Genomic DNA, 16,438 nt, shown 5'->3' with positions numbered 1-16,438 from the left:
GGTCAGTAGGCGCCGTTCACGTTGTCCATCGAGCCGTACCGGTCGGCGGCGTAGTTGGCCGCGGCCGTGATGTTGGCGACCGGGTCGTAGATGTTCGTCGAGGTGCCCTCGACGTGGTACGCGTCGAACGTCGGCTTGATGACCTGGAGCAGGCCGATCGAGGGAGTGCCGTTGATCGCGTTGATGTCCCAGCCGTTGATGGCGTTCGGGTTGCCCGAGGACTCCCGCAGGATGTTGCGGTGCAGACCCTCGTACGAACCGGGGATGCCCTTGGCCTTCATGATGTCCAGGGACTGGCGGATCCAGCCGTCGAGGTTGTTGGCGTAGACGGGCTTGCGGGCGGCGGCGCGGCTCGCGGCCTCCTTGGCCTTGCGCTCGTCCTCGGCCTTCTTCTTCGCGGCGGCCTCGTCGGCGGCCTTCTTGTCGGCGGCGGCCTTCGCGGCGGCGTCCTTCGCCTGCTTGTCGGCGTTCGTCTGCTGCTTGGAGACACCGGCGTGCACCGCCTGCTGCGCCTGCGAGGACGTGGCGAAGGCGACGGGGGAGACGTCGGCGGCCTGCGCGCTGGCCTCGGGGCTGCCCGGCACGAGCGAGAAGGCGAGGGCGGCGGCGCCGAGCGTGGCGACACCAGCGATCGAGAACTTCTGGGTCTTGGTCAGATTGTTGCGACTATGACCGGGAGCGGTGTACTGGGACATGCGAAAGGGACCTCTTCAAGTAGCGGAGGTCGCCCTGGGCCGGTGGGGGACAGTTGCTTACCCGACACAAACGCCGCGGTGCGAGAACCGCGGCGCCGAGCGACGAGAGCAATTCTTAGCGGCCGCAAAATTCTGTGGCAAAGGAGTGACGTACGATCCCGGGTAGTGGATCAGGGGGTACGAGGGCGCTCGATAACAGCCCGCATCCCGCCTACGTAAAGGGAACTCTCATCCACTAGGCACCCTCGTACGTGATGCGTGTCCTATGCGCGGGCTCACATCAGGCACGTAACACTCTCACCAGTAGTTGCCGCAGCAATGCGCTCCGTGAGAATCCGGAAACCCCGGCCGCTCACCTCCTGCCCATGCGCGGCGCACGCACACACACCCCTCTTTTCGTGTCCCTCCCCGGACCTAGGGCTCGCGGCCTAGGCAGGGGACGCCACAGGTCGGATACGCACTGTCACACCCCGCCGGTACGGTGTGGCCATGAGTCAAGGACCCCGATCCGGCCTGAACGCGGTGAGCGCCGCGCTGCTCGCCATGAGCAGGCATCTGGAGGTCCGGGACGTCCTCAAGACGATCGTCGCCTCCGCCCGCGACCTGCTCGACGCCGAGTACGCCGCGCTCGGGGTCCCCGACGACCACGGCGGCTTCGCCCAGTTCGTCGTCGACGGCGTCAGCGAGGAACAGTGGAGGGCCATCGGCCCGCTCCCCAGACAGCACGGCATCCTCGCCGCGATGCTCCAGAAGGCCGAGCCCGAGCGCCTGGCGGACGTGCGCGAGGATCCCCGCTTCGAGGGCTGGCCCCCCGCCCACCCGGACATGTCCGACTTCCTCGGCCTCCCCATCCGCTACGGCGACGAGACCCTCGGCGCGCTCTTCCTCGCCAACAAGCGATGCCCCAAGCCCCAGGGCGGCTGCGGCTTCACCGCGGACGACGAGGAACTGCTCTCCATCCTCGCCCAGCACGCCGCGATCGCCCTCACCAACGCCCGGCTGTACGAGCGCAGCCGCGAGCTGACCATCGCCGAGGAGCGCTCCCGCCTCGCCCACGAACTGCATGACGCGGTCAGCCAGAAGCTCTTCTCGCTGCGCCTGACCGCCCAGGCCGCCGCCGCCCTGGTGGACCGCGACCCCTCCCGGGCCAAGGGCGAGCTGCAGCAGGTCGCCGCGCTCGCCGCCGAGGCCGCCGACGAACTGCGCGCCGCGGTCGTGGAGCTGCGCCCCGCCGCCCTGGACGAGGACGGCCTGGTCGCCACCTTGCGTACGCACGTCCAGGTGCTGCACCGCGCGCACTCCGCCGACGTCACCTTCGAGAGCAACGGCGTACGGGCGCTGCCGGCCTCCCAGGAGGAAGCCATGCTCCGCGTCGCCCAGGAAGCCCTGCACAACGCCCTGCGGCACTCCGGCGCCGGACGGGTCGAGGTGCTCCTCGACAAGCGGGGCGCCGGCGCCGCACTGCGCGTCGTCGACGACGGCACGGGTTTCGACCCGAAGGCCATACGGCGCGCGGGGCGGCATTTGGGCCTGGTCTCCATGCGGGACCGGGCGAGCGGGGTCGGCGGACGGCTGACCGTGGAATCGGCGCCCGGCAAGGGCACGACGATCGAGATGGAGGTCCCCGGTGGCTGACGCGGTGCGCAAAGCGAGGAACGGAATCCGGGTGCTGTTGGTCGACGACCACCAGGTGGTGCGCCGCGGTCTGCGGACGTTCCTGGAGATCCAGGACGACATCGAGGTCGTCGGCGAGGCCTCCGACGGAGCCGAAGGGGTCGCCCGGGCCGAGGAGCTGAAGCCGGACGTGGTCCTGATGGACGTCAAGATGCCCGGCATGGACGGCGTCGAGGCCCTGCGCAAACTCCGCGAGCTAACCAACCCCGCGCGCGTGCTCATCGTCACCAGCTTCACCGAGCAGCGCACGGTGATCCCGGCCCTCCGCGCGGGCGCCGCGGGGTACGTCTACAAGGACGTCGACCCGGACGCCCTCGCCGGCGCCATCCGCTCCGTGCACGCGGGACACGTCCTGCTCCAGCCCGAGGTGGCGGGCGCCCTGCTCTCCCAGGAGGAGGCCAACGGCAGCCAGGGCAGGGGCGGCTCACTGACGGAGCGCGAGCGGGAGGTCCTCGGCCTGATCGCCGACGGCCGCTCGAACCGCGAGATCGCCCGCGCCCTCGTGCTCTCCGAGAAGACCGTCAAGACACACGTCTCGAACATCCTGATGAAGCTGGACCTGGCCGACCGCACCCAGGCCGCGCTCTGGGCCGTACGGCACGGCGTGGCCGGCTGACCCCCGCGGCCGGGTCATCCCGGACCGTCGCGTTCCGGGCTGAGATTCATACCGTCGTGTAGATGTCCCCCATTCGGCGCAACCTCCGGGGCGCCCGGGCGTTCCCCAGTGCGTGCTGCGGCGCCCGGCCGCAGCTTCCGTTCAGGAGGACCCCGAAATGAAGAACCTGAAGAAGGCCGCTGCCGTCACGATGATGGCCGGCGGCCTGGCCGCGGCCGGTGCCGGTATGGCCTCCGCGCACGGTGGCGCCCACGCCGACGGTGTGGCCAAGAACTCCCCGGGCGTCGTCTCGGGCAACGTCGTCCAGGTCCCGATCCACGTCCCGGTGAACGTCTGCGGGGACTCCGTCACGGTCATCGGCGCCTTGAACCCCACGTTCGGGAACGTCTGCGAGAACCGCTGACCGCGCGCCCACGCACCCTTGGCCCCGCCGGCAGGGGCCATCCACGTCAGCAGGAGGAGCACGTCCTATGCGCAGCATCGCCAAGAACGCCGCCCTCGCCGTCGTCACCGCCGGACTCGCCGCGGGTGCCTCCGCCGGAGTGGCCTCCGCCGCGGCGGGCGCCGAGGCCGAAGGCGTGGCCACGAAGTCCCCGGGCGTCGGCTCCGGCAACCTCGCCCAGGTCCCGGCCCACGTCCGGGTCAACGCCACGGGCAACAGCGCCAACGTGATCGGTGTGCTCAACCCCGCCTTCGGCGACGCCTCGGCCAACCACTGACGCACCGCCCCCGGGCACTGCCCCCGGGCCACCGAAGGCCCCGCGGAACCCCTGGCCCGCGGGGCCTTCCCACACGCCGGGCCGCGATTCCCGCCCGGTCCCAGCATCCGCCTGGGCTCGCGCCGGGCCGCGGCTCCTGCCCGTTCCCAGGACCTGTCTGGGCTCCCGCCGGGCCCAGGACCTGTCCGGGCCCCCGCCGGGCCGCAGCTCCGGCCCGCCCTCAGCATCCGCCTGGGCTTCCGCCGGGCCGCAGCTTCCGCCCGATCCCAGGCCCTGCTTGGGCTCCCGCTGGCCCCAGCACCCGCCCGGTCCCGACACCCGCTTGGACTTCTGCCCGGCCGCAGCTCCCGCCAAGGTCCCAGGCGCGTGGGCTCGCGGCGGGCCGCCACTCCCGCCAGCCCCCAATAATCGCCAGCGCTGCCGCCCGCCCCCAGCTTCCGCCCGGCCCAGCGTCCGCCTGGGCTTCCGCGGGCGCAGCTTCCGCCCGGTCTCAGGAACTGTTTAGCCTTCCGCCGGGCCGCAGCTGCCGCCCGCCCCCAGCTTCCGCCCGGCCCAGCGTCCGCCTGGGCTTCCGCGGGCGCAGCTTCCGCCCGGTCTCAGGAACTGTTTGGCCTTCCGCCGGGCCGCAGTTGCCGCCCGGCCCCAGCATCTGCCCGGTCTCAGCGTCCGCCTGGGCTTCCGCGGGCGCAGCTTCCGCCCGGTCTCAGGAACTGTTTGGCCTTCCGCCGGGCCGCAGCTTCCGCCCGGCCGCAGCTTCCGCCCGGTCTCAGCGTCCGCCTGGGCTCCCGCGGGCCGCAGCTTCCGCCCGGCCCCAGCTTCCGCCCGGCCCAGCGTCCGCCCGGGCTCCCGCGGGCCGCAGCTTCCGCCCTGTCCCAGCGCCCGCCTGGGCTCCCACCCGGCCGCAGTACCCCGCCCGCGCCCAGCACCCGCCTGCGCTCCCGTCCACCCCCCCCCGGCACCCGCCCACACTCCCGCCCGGCCCGACGCCCTGTCAGCCCCCTCAGCCCCGCTCCCGCTCCTCCACGTACGCGTTGTAGGCGGCCACCTGCGCCCGCCTGGCCGTCCGCTCGACCGGCCGCAGCGCCTGCCCACGCGCGGCCATCTCCGAGGCGCTCACCGCGCCCCCGTGGCCGTTCTCGTACGCCAGGGAGATCAGTAGGCCGACCCGCTGCGCCAGCTCCAACACCCGCACCGCACGCGGCGGATACCCGGGAGCCAGCACCTCGCGGCCCGCCTCCGCCCGCGCTCGGTACGCGTCGAGCGCGGCCTCCGCCGCCAGCCCGACCCCGCGACGTCGAGCCGCGACAGGACCCGCGTCGCGTCCCGCAGCGCCTCCGCGAGCTCGCGCTCCGCCTCGCCCAGCGAGGGCACATCGGCCGGCGGCGCCTCACGGACCGGCAAGCAGTGCCACAGGACCTCCACGTGCACATCGCCCTCGGGCCCCACCTCGTACACCTCGGGCACGAGCCCGTACGGGGCGCCGAACCCGACGACGGCCTCCTCCGCCTCCAGAGCGCGCGCGTTGAACTCCGGCGGGCCGCTCAGCCCGAGCGGATGCCCCGGCGCGGGCAGCGCCACCCGAAGGCCCGTCACCCCGAGCGTGCGCAGCCGGCCCATCGCGAGCGTCAGACCGACGGGCCCCGATTCCCCGGGAAGCCCTTCCACCCGGTGCACCGCGTCGGCGCCGACCATCGCGAGCACCGCGTCATCCGGAGATACAAACCCGGCCAAAAGGGCATTTCCCCATGCCGCCAACCGTCCTGAACGTGGTTCCGAGAGCATGCACACAGCCTAAGGACCGGCCTCACGACAGGAACGCCCGGCCGGTGGCGTAGGTTTTATCCGGGGGCCGCGTCCACCGGCGCGAGCGACGACCAAGACTGCAATGGGAGACAGCGCGCTCATGAGCGATGTACTGGAGCTTGAGGACGTATCTGTGGTCCGCGAGGGCCGGGCTCTGGTGGACCAGGTCTCCTGGTCGGTCAAGGAGGGGGAGCGCTGGGTCATCCTCGGCCCGAACGGCGCCGGCAAGACGACCCTCCTCAATGTCGCGTCCAGCTACCTCTTCCCGAGCACCGGCTCCGCCACCATCCTCGGCGAGACCCTCGGCAAGCCCGGCACCGACGTCTTCGAGCTCCGCCCGCGCATCGGCGTCGCGGGCATGGCCATGGCGGACAAGCTGCCCAAGCGCCAGACCGTCCTCCAGACGGTGCTCACCGCCGCCTACGGCATGACCGCCGGCTGGCACGAGAACTACGAGGACGTCGACGAACAGCGCGCCCGCGCCTTCCTCGACCGCCTCGGCATGAGCCACTACCTCGACCGCAGGTTCGGCACCCTCTCCGAGGGCGAGCGCAAGCGCACCCTGATCGCCCGCGCCCTGATGACCGACCCCGAGCTGCTCCTCCTCGACGAGCCCGCCGCGGGCCTGGACCTCGGCGGGCGCGAAGACCTCGTACGCCGCCTCGGCCGCCTCGCCCGCGACCCCATCGCCCCCTCGATGATCATGGTCACGCACCACGTCGAGGAGATCGCCCCCGGCTTTACGCACGTCCTGATGATCCGCCAGGGCAAGGTCCTCGCCGCGGGCCCGCTGGAGCTGGAGCTCACCTCCCGCAACCTCTCCCTCTGCTTCGGGCTCCCGCTCGTCGTCGAGCAGCGGGGCGACCGCTGGACCGCCACGGGCCTGCCCCTCTCCTGAGAGGGTCTCGTCAAGGTCTCCTGAGGTTTCCTGAGGTCTCCTGAGGTTTCCTGAGGGGCGCGCCCCGCCCGTCTGATCGCGCCCTGTCCCGGAAGGGACACGCGGTCCTACCATGGCCCCCGTGGACATCGACGCATGGGTGTGGTGGCTGATCGGAGCCGCCGCGCTCGGAATCCCGCTCGTACTGACCGCGATGCCTGAGCTCGGCATGCTCGCCGTGGGGGCCGTGGCCGCCGCCGTGACCGCGGGCCTCGGCGGTGACACGGTCCTCCAGGTCGTGGTCTTCGCCCTGGTCTCGGTCGCGCTCATCGCCGTCGTACGCCCCATAGCGACCCGGCACCGAGCGCAACGGCCCGAACTGGCCACCGGAGTAGAGGCGTTGAAAGGCAAATCCGCCGTCGTCGTCGAACGGGTCGACGGCTCCGGCGGCCGCATCAAGCTCGCGGGGGAGATCTGGTCGGCGCGCTCGCTCGACGGCGACCTCGCCTACGAGGCGGGCCAAGCGGTGGATGTCGTGGAGATCGACGGAGCGACGGCCATCGTCATGTGAATGCCCCACGGGCCGTGCGGCGGTCTGACAGACTCGACCAGCAAGATCTTTGAGATCGCGGGCCTTCGAACCCGCAGGCCCCCAGAGGCCTTTGAGATCCCACGGACAAACGCCGAGGCATGAAGGGTACGGGGAGTCACGATGCAACCCATCATCATCGTCCTGATCATTCTGGTGGTGCTGGTCTTCATCGCCCTGATCAAGACCATCCAGGTCATCCCACAGGCCAGCGCCGCCATCGTCGAGCGCTTCGGCCGCTACACCCGCACGCTGAACGCCGGACTGAACATCGTCGTCCCGTTCATCGACTCGATCCGCAACCGCATCGACCTCCGCGAACAAGTCGTCCCCTTCCCGCCGCAGCCGGTGATCACCCAGGACAACCTGGTGGTCAACATCGACACCGTCATCTACTACCAGGTCACCGACGCGAGGGCCGCGACCTACGAAGTCGCCAGCTACATCCAGGCGATCGAGCAGCTCACCGTCACCACACTGCGCAACATCATCGGCGGCATGGACCTGGAGCGGACCCTCACCTCCCGCGAGGAGATCAACGCGGCCCTGCGCGGCGTCCTCGACGAGGCCACCGGCAAGTGGGGCATCCGCGTCAACCGCGTCGAGCTCAAGGCGATCGAGCCGCCGACCTCCATCCAGGACTCGATGGAGAAGCAGATGCGCGCCGACCGTGACAAGCGCGCCGCGATCCTCCAGGCCGAAGGTGTCCGCCAGTCGGAGATCCTGCGTGCCGAGGGCGAGAAGCAGTCGGCGATCCTGCGCGCCGAAGGTGAGGCCAAGGCCGCGGCCCTGCGTGCCGAGGGCGAGGCCCAGGCGATCCGGACGGTCTTCGAGTCCATCCACGCCGGAGACCCGGACCAGAAGCTCCTCTCCTACCAGTACCTCCAGATGCTCCCGAAGATCGCCGAGGGCGACGCGAACAAGCTCTGGATCGTGCCCAGCGAGATCGGCGACGCCCTCAAGGGCCTCGGCGGCGCGCTCGGCAACTTCGGCCCCATGGGCGGCGGTTCGGTCCCCGCCCAGGCCAAGGAGCGCCGCGAACAGCCGCCGATCGACTGATGCGAGAAACCCGCGCCCCGAAGGGGCGCGGGCGCAGTGCTAGGCGGCGGGCTGCGCCAGCCACTCCGGCAGCGAGGCCAATTCGTCCCGGCCGAGCGCCAGCAACATGGCATCGGCGGGCGTGGGCTCGAACGGCTGCCGCAGCAACGGCATCCCGGCCTCCTCCGGCGTCCGATTCGCCTTGCGGTGATTGTCCGGCGCACACGAAGCCACCGTGTTCAGCCACGAGTCGGCGCCGCCCTGCGACCGCGGCACCACGTGGTCCACCGTCGTCGCACGTCTGCCGCAGTACGCGCACCGGTGCTGGTCCCGCACCAGGACACCCCGCCTCGACCACGGAGCCTGTCTTCGGAACGGCACCCGGACATATCTGCAGAGCCTGATCACCCGCGGTACCGGAATCTCGACCGCCGCGGCACGCAGACGGAGTCCGGGGTGGGCCTGTTCCACCACCGCCTTGTCCTGGAGCACCAGAACGACGGCTCGGTTGAGCGTCACCGTCGAGAGCGGCTCGAAGCTCGCGTTCAGCACCAGCGTGTCCCGCATCAACCTGCCCACCTCCCGTATGCACCCGCCCACCGCCCGGCGGACTGGGATCAACTCTGGCCGGGCACGCCGAGATGGACAACGCAATAAAAAATGCCCGTCTCTGATCACTTCCATGACCAGAGACGGGCAAACAATCGGTGAACGGTCAGTTCTCCGCGGGGGCGGCGTACTCACCGACGAGCTGCGCACGCGCGAGCGTGTGGAACCGCAGATTGAAGCCCACGACCGCGGGCGAGGCGTCCGAGTCCGGACCCAGCTTCTCCTGGTCCACCGCGTACACGGTGAACACATAGCGGTGCGCCGGGTCGCCGGGCGGCGGCGCGGCACCGCCGAACTCCTTCGCCCCGTAGTCGTTGCGCACCTGCACCGCGCCCTCGGGCAGCCCCTCGAACTTGCCGCTGCCCGCACCGGCCGGCAGCTCGGTGACCGACGCCGGGATGTCGAAGACGGTCCAGTGCCAGAACCCGCTGCCCGTAGGGGCGTCCGGATCGAAGCACGTGACAGCGAAGCTTTTGGTCTCCGGCGGAAAGCCCTCCCACCGCAGCTGCGGCGAGGTGTTCCCGCCGGACTGGACCTGAGCGTCCTTAAGGACCGCTCCCGGCTCGACGTCCTTACTCACGACCGTGAACGACGGCACGGGCGGGTGGAAGTCATGGGGAAGCGGCGGCCTCTTCGGCTCGGTCACGTGAGCACCTCCTGGTCGATTGCTGTGCGTCCGAGCCTAGAACCAGTTGCGCTTGCTGCCGACCTGTGACAGCCACTCGTTCAGGTACGCCGACCAGTCCGTGCCCTGGAAGTCGTTCAGCCCCACCTTGAACGACCGGAACGAGTCGCTGCTCTCGCTGAACAGACCCGGCTTCTTGTCCATCTCCAAGACGACGTCCATCTCCCGGTCGTCCGCGACGAAGCTGAGCTCGACCTGGTTCAGACCGCGGTACTGCTGCGGCGGGTAGAACTCGATCTCCTGGTAGAACGGCAGCTTCTGGCGCGTACCCCGGATGTGGCCGCGCTCCATGTCGGCGCTCTTGAAACGGAAGCCCAGTTGGATGAAGGCGTCCAGGATGGCCTGCTGCGCCGGCAGCGGGTGCACGTTGATCGGGTCCAGGTCACCGGAGTCCACGGCGCGGGCGATCTCCAGTTCGGTGGTCACCCCGATGTCCATGCCGCGCAGCTGCTGCCCGTCGATGCTCGTGACGGGCGTCTCCCAGGGAATCTCAAGGCCGAACGGCACCGCGTGCACTTCATTGGCCAGCAGCGTGAAGGCACCGCCGAGCCGCTGCTTGGCGAACTCGATGTCCTGCTTGGTCTCCTGGTCGGTTCCCTCGACCTCGACGCGGGCCTGCAGCCCGACGGAGAGCCCCTCGATCTGCTGGTCCACGGACCCGCCCTGGATCCGCACCTCTCCCTGGACCACACCGCCCGGGACCACGTTGACCTCGGTCAGCACGGTCTCCACGGAGGCACCGCCGGCTCCCAGACTCGCGAGCAGCTTCTTGAACCCCATGACTCTCCTCCCCAGGCACCGGCCTGTGGTTCATCTCGACTTGGATCCTTGATCGGTACAAACGCGAGGCGACCCCACCCGGTTCCACACCCTCACCTCGGCGACCGGGTGGCCCGAAGGCCATCCGTGTATTACGGACCGGGTGCAGTACGCTCGATAGGCATGATCGACGCGGCCCTTGACCGTACGCCCTTGACCCGAGACTTCTTCGACCGCCCTGTCCTGGAGGTCGCGCCCGACCTCCTGGGACGTGTCCTCGTACGCGACTCGGATGACGGCCCCATCGAACTCCGCCTCACAGAGGTGGAGGCGTACGCGGGAGAAGCCGACCCGGGTTCGCACGCCTTCCGTGGCCGGACCCCCCGCAACGCCGTGATGTTCGGTCCCCCCGGACATGTATACGTCTACTTCACCTACGGCATGTGGCACTGCATGAACCTCGTGTGCGGCCCGGAGGGCAAGGCGGGCGCGGTGCTGCTGAGGGCGGGCGAGATCACGGCGGGCGCCGAGCTGGCCCGCAAGCGTCGACTCTCGGCCCGCAACGACAAGGAACTGGCCAAAGGCCCGGCCCGTCTGGCCACGGCTCTTGACGTGGACCGGTCGCTGGACGGCGCGGACCTCTGCGGAGACCCGGACAGCCCCTTCAGGATCCTGACGGGCGCTCCCGTCGAAGCCGACCAGGTCAGTGAGGGTCCGCGCACGGGAGTAGGGGGAGACGGTTCGGTCCACCCCTGGCGGTTCTGGACGGCCAACGACCCTACGGTCAGCCCCTATCGGCCCCATGTGCCCCGTCGCCGCCGAACTTGACTCGGTCGGAGGGCCTCCGTAATGTAGTCCGAGCCGCTGAGCCGGTCCCAGCAATCTGCTGGGAGCTGGAAGCGGCCAAACACTACCTACGACTTCCCCCTCGGTGAGGGCGTATTTCGCGTGTTCGCATGCCGAAATTCGAACTCACGGAACTCGATCGGAACTCGATTATGAGTTGCGGAGGGAATCCGCTAACGTAGTGGACACGCCGAAAGGCAGCCGAAAGGCAAAGGCCCTCCAGCGGCCACCGGAAATGAACTCCGAACCGGGAACGGAACGGAAAACGGATCTGGTAAGGTTGGAAACACGAAATACCGAAGGGAAGCGCCCGGAGGAAAGCCCCAGAGAATACTCTGAGGTGAGTACGAAGGAAGCGTCCGTTCCTTGAGAACTCAACAGCGTGCCAAAAGTCAACGCCAGATATGTTGATACCCCGGCTCACTTCGGTGAGTTGAGGTTCCTTTGAAAAAGTCCTTCCACGGAAGGCACACAGCGAGGACGCTGTGAACGGACGGGATTATTCCTCCCGACCGTTCCGCTCTCGTGGTGTTCATCCCGATTACGGGAAAACATTCACGGAGAGTTTGATCCTGGCTCAGGACGAACGCTGGCGGCGTGCTTAACACATGCAAGTCGAACGATGAACCACTTCGGTGGGGATTAGTGGCGAACGGGTGAGTAACACGTGGGCAATCTGCCCTTCACTCTGGGACAAGCCCTGGAAACGGGGTCTAATACCGGATAACACCTCCACTCTCCTGAGTGGAGGTTAAAAGCTCCGGCGGTGAAGGATGAGCCCGCGGCCTATCAGCTTGTTGGTGAGGTAATGGCTCACCAAGGCGACGACGGGTAGCCGGCCTGAGAGGGCGACCGGCCACACTGGGACTGAGACACGGCCCAGACTCCTACGGGAGGCAGCAGTGGGGAATATTGCACAATGGGCGAAAGCCTGATGCAGCGACGCCGCGTGAGGGATGACGGCCTTCGGGTTGTAAACCTCTTTCAGCAGGGAAGAAGCGAAAGTGACGGTACCTGCAGAAGAAGCGCCGGCTGAACTACGTGCCAGCAGCCGCGGTAATACGTAGGGCGCAAGCGTTGTCCGGAATTATTGGGCGTAAAGAGCTCGTAGGCGGCTTGTCACGTCGGGTGTGAAAGCCCGGGGCTTAACCCCGGGTCTGCATTCGATACGGGCTAGCTAGAGTGTGGTAGGGGAGATCGGAATTCCTGGTGTAGCGGTGAAATGCGCAGATATCAGGAGGAACACCGGTGGCGAAGGCGGATCTCTGGGCCATTACTGACGCTGAGGAGCGAAAGCGTGGGGAGCGAACAGGATTAGATACCCTGGTAGTCCACGCCGTAAACGGTGGGAACTAGGTGTTGGCGACATTCCACGTCGTCGGTGCCGCAGCTAACGCATTAAGTTCCCCGCCTGGGGAGTACGGCCGCAAGGCTAAAACTCAAAGGAATTGACGGGGGCCCGCACAAGCAGCGGAGCATGTGGCTTAATTCGACGCAACGCGAAGAACCTTACCAAGGCTTGACATACACCGGAAAGCATCAGAGATGGTGCCCCCCTTGTGGTCGGTGTACAGGTGGTGCATGGCTGTCGTCAGCTCGTGTCGTGAGATGTTGGGTTAAGTCCCGCAACGAGCGCAACCCTTGTTCTGTGTTGCCAGCATGCCCTTCGGGGTGATGGGGACTCACAGGAGACCGCCGGGGTCAACTCGGAGGAAGGTGGGGACGACGTCAAGTCATCATGCCCCTTATGTCTTGGGCTGCACACGTGCTACAATGGCAGGTACAATGAGCTGCGATACCGTGAGGTGGAGCGAATCTCAAAAAGCCTGTCTCAGTTCGGATTGGGGTCTGCAACTCGACCCCATGAAGTCGGAGTTGCTAGTAATCGCAGATCAGCATTGCTGCGGTGAATACGTTCCCGGGCCTTGTACACACCGCCCGTCACGTCACGAAAGTCGGTAACACCCGAAGCCGGTGGCCCAACCCCTTGTGGGAGGGAGCTGTCGAAGGTGGGACTGGCGATTGGGACGAAGTCGTAACAAGGTAGCCGTACCGGAAGGTGCGGCTGGATCACCTCCTTTCTAAGGAGCACTTCTTACCGATCCCTTCGGGGTGAGGTCAGAGGCCAGTACATCGGCGAATGTCTGATGCTGGTTGCTCATGGGTGGAACGTTGACTACTCGGCCTGTTTCTCGGGTCGGAGGCTGCAAGTACTGCTCGTAAGGGCGTGGAAAGCATGATCTTCGGACGGGGACTGGTCGGGCACGCTGTTGGGTATCTGAGGGTACGGGCTTGTTCCCGACCTCAATGCCGACCCCAGTGTAGGTTCGCTTCGGCGGGCTGTGATGGGTGGTTGGTCGTTGTTTGAGAACTGCACAGTGGACGCGAGCATCTGTGGCCAAGTTTTTAAGGGCGCACGGTGGATGCCTTGGCACCAGGAACCGATGAAGGACGTGGGAGGCCACGATAGTCCCCGGGGAGTCGTCAACCAGGCTTTGATCCGGGGGTTTCCGAATGGGGAAACCCGGCAGTCGTCATGGGCTGTCACCCGCTGCTGAACACATAGGCAGTGTGGAGGGAACGCGGGGAAGTGAAACATCTCAGTACCCGCAGGAAGAGAAAACAACCGTGATTCCGGGAGTAGTGGCGAGCGAAACCGGATGAGGCCAAACCTACGACGTGTGAGACCCGGCAGGGGTTGCGTCGTGGGGGTTGTGGGATCTCTCTTTCACAGTCTGCCGGCTGTGAGACGAGTCAGAAACCGTTGATGTAGGCGAAGGACATGCGAAAGGTCCGGCGTAGAGGGTAAGACCCCCGTAGTCGAAACATCAGCGGCTCGTTTGAGAGACACCCAAGTAGCACGGGGCCCGAGAAATCCCGTGTGAATCTGGCGGGACCACCCGTTAAGCCTAAATATTCCCTGGTGACCGATAGCGGATAGTACCGTGAGGGAATGGTGAAAAGTACCGCGGGAGCGGAGTGAAATAGTACCTGAAACCGTGTGCCTACAAGCCGTGGGAGCGTCGGGATGGAGCTTGCTCCATCCTCGTGACTGCGTGCCTTTTGAAGAATGAGCCTGCGAGTTTGCGGTGTGTTGCGAGGTTAACCCGTGTGGGGAAGCCGTAGCGAAAGCGAGTCCGAATAGGGCGATTCAGTAGCGCGCTCAAGACCCGAAGCGGAGTGATCTAGCCATGGGCAGGTTGAAGCGGCTGTAAGAGGTCGTGGAGGACCGAACCCACCAGGGTTGAAAACCTGGGGGATGACCTGTGGTTAGGGGTGAAAGGCCAATCAAACTCCGTGATAGCTGGTTCTCCCCGAAATGCATTTAGGTGCAGCGTCGTGTGTTTCTTGCCGGAGGTAGAGCACTGGATAGGCGATGGGCCCTACCGGGTTACTGACCTTAGCCAAACTCCGAATGCCGGTAAGTGAGAGCGCGGCAGTGAGACTGTGGGGGATAAGCTCCATGGTCGAGAGGGAAACAGCCCAGAGCATCGACTAAGGCCCCTAAGCGTACGCTAAGTGGGAAAGGATGTGGAGTCGCACAGACAACCAGGAGGTTGGCTTAGAAGCAGCCACCCTTGAAAGAGTGCGTAATAGCTCACTGGTCTAGTGATTCCGCGCCGACAATGTAGCGGGGCTCAAGCGTACCGCCGAAGTCGTGTCATTTCAGCATGAGGGCCAACGCCCGCTGGGATGGGTAGGGGAGCGTCGTGTGCCGGGTGAAGCTGCGCCGGAAGGCAGTGGTGGACGGTTCACGAGTGAGAATGCAGGCATGAGTAGCGATACATACGTGAGAAACGTGTGCGCCGATTGACTAAGGGTTCCTGGGTCAAGCTGATCTGCCCAGGGTAAGTCGGGACCTAAGGCGAGGCCGACAGGCGTAGTCGATGGATAACCGGTTGATATTCCGGTACCCGCTGTGAAGCGTCAAACATTGAATCAGGCGATGCTAAGTCCGTGAAGCCGTTCCGGACCCTTCGGGGAATGGAAAGTGGTGGAGCCGACGGACCAGACTTGTAGTAGGTGAGTGATGGGGTGACGCAGGAAGGTAGTCCAGCCCGGGCGGTGGTTGTCCCGGGGTAAGGGTGTAGGCCGTGCGGTAGGTAAATCCGTCGCACATAAGGCTGAGACCTGATGCCGAGCCGATTGTGGTGAAGTGGATGATCCTATGCTGTCGAGAAAAGCCTCTAGCGAGTTTCATGGCGGCCCGTACCCTAAACCGACTCAGGTGGTCAGGTAGAGAATACCGAGGCGTTCGGGTGAACTATGGTTAAGGAACTCGGCAAAATGCCCCCGTAACTTCGGGAGAAGGGGGGCCATCACCGGTGATGAGTCTTGCACTCTGAGCTGGGGGTGGCCGCAGAGACCAGCGAGAAGCGACTGTTTACTAAAAACACAGGTCCGTGCGAAGCCGTAAGGCGATGTATACGGACTGACGCCTGCCCGGTGCTGGAACGTTAAGGGGACCGGTTAGTGCACTTTCGGGTGTGCGAAGCTGAGAACTTAAGCGCCAGTAAACGGCGGTGGTAACTATAACCATCCTAAGGTAGCGAAATTCCTTGTCGGGTAAGTTCCGACCTGCACGAATGGCGTAACGACTTCTCGACTGTCTCAACCATAGGCCCGGTGAAATTGCACTACGAGTAAAGATGCTCGTTTCGCGCAGAAGGACGGAAAGACCCCGGGACCTTTACTACAGTTTGATATTGGTGTTCGGTTCGGCTTGTGTAGGATAGGTGGGAGACTGTGAAGCATGCACGCCAGTGTGTGTGGAGTCGCCGTTGAAATACCACTCTGGTCGTGCTGGATGTCTAACCTCGGTCCGTGATCCGGATCAGGGACAGTGTCTGATGGGTAGTTTAACTGGGGCGGTTGCCTCCCAAAGAGTAACGGAGGCGCCCAAAGGTTCCCTCAGCCTGGTTGGTAATCAGGTGTTGAGTGTAAGTGCACAAGGGAGCTTGACTGTGAGACCGACGGGTCGAGCAGGGACGAAAGTCGGGACTAGTGATCCGGCGGTGGCTTGTGGAAGCGCCGTCGCTCAACGGATAAAAGGTACCCCGGGGATAACAGGCTGATCTTCCCCAAGAGTCCATATCGACGGGATGGTTTGGCACCTCGATGTCGGCTCGTCGCATCCTGGGGCTGGAGTCGGTCCCAAGGGTTGGGCTGTTCGCCCATTAAAGCGGTACGCGAGCTGGGTTTAGAACGTCGTGAGACAGTTCGGTCCCTATCCTCTGTGCGCGTAGGAATATTGAGAAGGGCTGTCCCTAGTACGAGAGGACCGGGACGGACGAACCTCTGGTGTGCCAGTTGTCCTGCCAAGGGCATGGCTGGTTGGCTACGTTCGGAAAGGATAACCGCTGAAAGCATCTAAGCGGGAAGCCTGCTTCGAGATGAGTATTCCCACCCCCTTTGAGGGGTTAAGGCTCCCAGTAGACGACTGGGTTGATAGGCCAGATCTGGAAGCCCGGTAACGGGTGGAGGTGACTGGTACTAATAGGCCGAGGGCTTGTCCTCAGTTGCTCGCG

Annotated in this window: 12 protein-coding genes, 2 rRNA genes and 1 pseudogene; 10 read left to right on the top strand and 5 right to left on the bottom strand. The window is 66.0% G+C overall.

Annotation, left to right across the window (positions count from 1 at the left end; translation table 11 throughout):
* Positions 1–2: 2 nt before the first annotated feature.
* The gene (locus ACOBQB_RS17920; protein WP_423592927.1) at positions 3–695 is read right to left on the bottom strand and encodes a transglycosylase SLT domain-containing protein; all 693 of its coding nucleotides are present in this window, start codon (positions 693–695) and stop codon (positions 3–5) included.
* 489 nt (positions 696–1,184) lie between these two features.
* Between ACOBQB_RS17920 and ACOBQB_RS17915 the strand changes: the two genes are divergently transcribed.
* The 4 genes from ACOBQB_RS17915 to ACOBQB_RS17900 all read left to right on the top strand — a co-directional run bounded on the left by ACOBQB_RS17915 (position 1,185) and on the right by ACOBQB_RS17900 (position 3,704).
* Complete coding sequence (locus tag ACOBQB_RS17915; protein WP_423592925.1) at positions 1,185–2,330, top strand: GAF domain-containing sensor histidine kinase; 1,146 nt, start codon at positions 1,185–1,187, stop codon at positions 2,328–2,330.
* On the top strand, positions 2,323–2,985 hold the full coding sequence (locus ACOBQB_RS17910; protein WP_423592923.1) for a response regulator: 663 nt from the start codon (positions 2,323–2,325) through the stop codon (positions 2,983–2,985). Before ACOBQB_RS17915 ends, ACOBQB_RS17910 begins: the two co-directional genes overlap by 8 nt.
* 157 nt (positions 2,986–3,142) lie before the next feature.
* Complete coding sequence (locus ACOBQB_RS17905) at positions 3,143–3,388, top strand: chaplin (protein ID WP_423592922.1); 246 nt, start codon at positions 3,143–3,145, stop codon at positions 3,386–3,388.
* A 67-nt stretch (positions 3,389–3,455) separates the two neighbouring features.
* On the top strand, positions 3,456–3,704 hold the full coding sequence (locus tag ACOBQB_RS17900; RefSeq protein ID WP_423592920.1) for a chaplin: 249 nt from the start codon (positions 3,456–3,458) through the stop codon (positions 3,702–3,704).
* A 1,000-nt stretch (positions 3,705–4,704) separates the two neighbouring features.
* Here ACOBQB_RS17900 and ACOBQB_RS17895 read toward each other — a convergent pair.
* A pseudogene (locus ACOBQB_RS17895) lies at positions 4,705–5,486 on the bottom strand (hypothetical protein).
* Positions 5,487–5,607: 121 nt separating this feature from the next.
* On the opposite strand from ACOBQB_RS17895, the gene ACOBQB_RS17890 reads away from it, so the two are divergent.
* The 3 genes from ACOBQB_RS17890 (at position 5,608) to ACOBQB_RS17880 (ending at position 8,032) form a co-directional block, all read left to right on the top strand.
* Positions 5,608–6,405, top strand: a complete 798-nt coding sequence (locus tag ACOBQB_RS17890; RefSeq protein ID WP_423592918.1) for an ABC transporter ATP-binding protein — start codon at positions 5,608–5,610, stop codon at positions 6,403–6,405.
* Between the two features lie 112 nt (positions 6,406–6,517).
* Entirely contained in the window at positions 6,518–6,955 is a 438-nt protein-coding gene (locus ACOBQB_RS17885; RefSeq protein ID WP_423592916.1) for an NfeD family protein, read from the top strand.
* Between the two features lie 141 nt (positions 6,956–7,096).
* Positions 7,097–8,032 (top strand): SPFH domain-containing protein, encoded by a 936-nt coding sequence (locus ACOBQB_RS17880; protein WP_127912969.1) that lies wholly within the window; start codon positions 7,097–7,099, stop codon positions 8,030–8,032.
* 39 nt (positions 8,033–8,071) lie between these two features.
* Here ACOBQB_RS17880 and ACOBQB_RS17875 read toward each other — a convergent pair whose 3' ends face one another.
* The 3 genes from ACOBQB_RS17875 to ACOBQB_RS17865 all read right to left on the bottom strand — a co-directional run bounded on the left by ACOBQB_RS17875 (position 8,072) and on the right by ACOBQB_RS17865 (position 10,085).
* Entirely contained in the window at positions 8,072–8,578 is a 507-nt protein-coding gene (locus tag ACOBQB_RS17875) for an HNH endonuclease (RefSeq protein ID WP_423592914.1), read from the bottom strand.
* A gap of 148 nt (positions 8,579–8,726) precedes the next feature.
* The gene (locus tag ACOBQB_RS17870) at positions 8,727–9,266 is read right to left on the bottom strand and encodes a YbhB/YbcL family Raf kinase inhibitor-like protein (RefSeq protein ID WP_423592912.1); all 540 of its coding nucleotides are present in this window, start codon (positions 9,264–9,266) and stop codon (positions 8,727–8,729) included.
* 36 nt (positions 9,267–9,302) lie between these two features.
* Entirely contained in the window at positions 9,303–10,085 is a 783-nt protein-coding gene (locus ACOBQB_RS17865) for a sporulation protein (RefSeq protein WP_423592910.1), read from the bottom strand.
* Between the two features lie 165 nt (positions 10,086–10,250).
* On the opposite strand from ACOBQB_RS17865, the gene ACOBQB_RS17860 reads away from it, so the two are divergent.
* From ACOBQB_RS17860 to ACOBQB_RS17850, 3 genes are all read left to right on the top strand, one after another.
* The gene (locus ACOBQB_RS17860) at positions 10,251–10,892 is read left to right on the top strand and encodes a DNA-3-methyladenine glycosylase (RefSeq protein ID WP_423598564.1); all 642 of its coding nucleotides are present in this window, start codon (positions 10,251–10,253) and stop codon (positions 10,890–10,892) included.
* Positions 10,893–11,464: 572 nt separating this feature from the next.
* A 16S ribosomal RNA gene (locus ACOBQB_RS17855) occupies positions 11,465–12,991 on the top strand.
* A 315-nt stretch (positions 12,992–13,306) separates the two neighbouring features.
* Positions 13,307–16,427, top strand: a 23S ribosomal RNA gene (locus ACOBQB_RS17850).
* Together the 16S and 23S rRNA genes form the textbook arrangement of a ribosomal RNA operon.
* Positions 16,428–16,438: the final 11 nt, after the last annotated feature.

The organism is Streptomyces sp. G5(2025) (assembly GCF_049542075.1).
In the GTDB taxonomy this organism is placed as follows: Bacteria; Actinomycetota; Actinomycetes; order Streptomycetales; family Streptomycetaceae; genus Streptomyces.
Note: the sequence above shows the minus strand (reverse complement) of the source record. Positions and strands in the feature narration are given on the sequence as shown.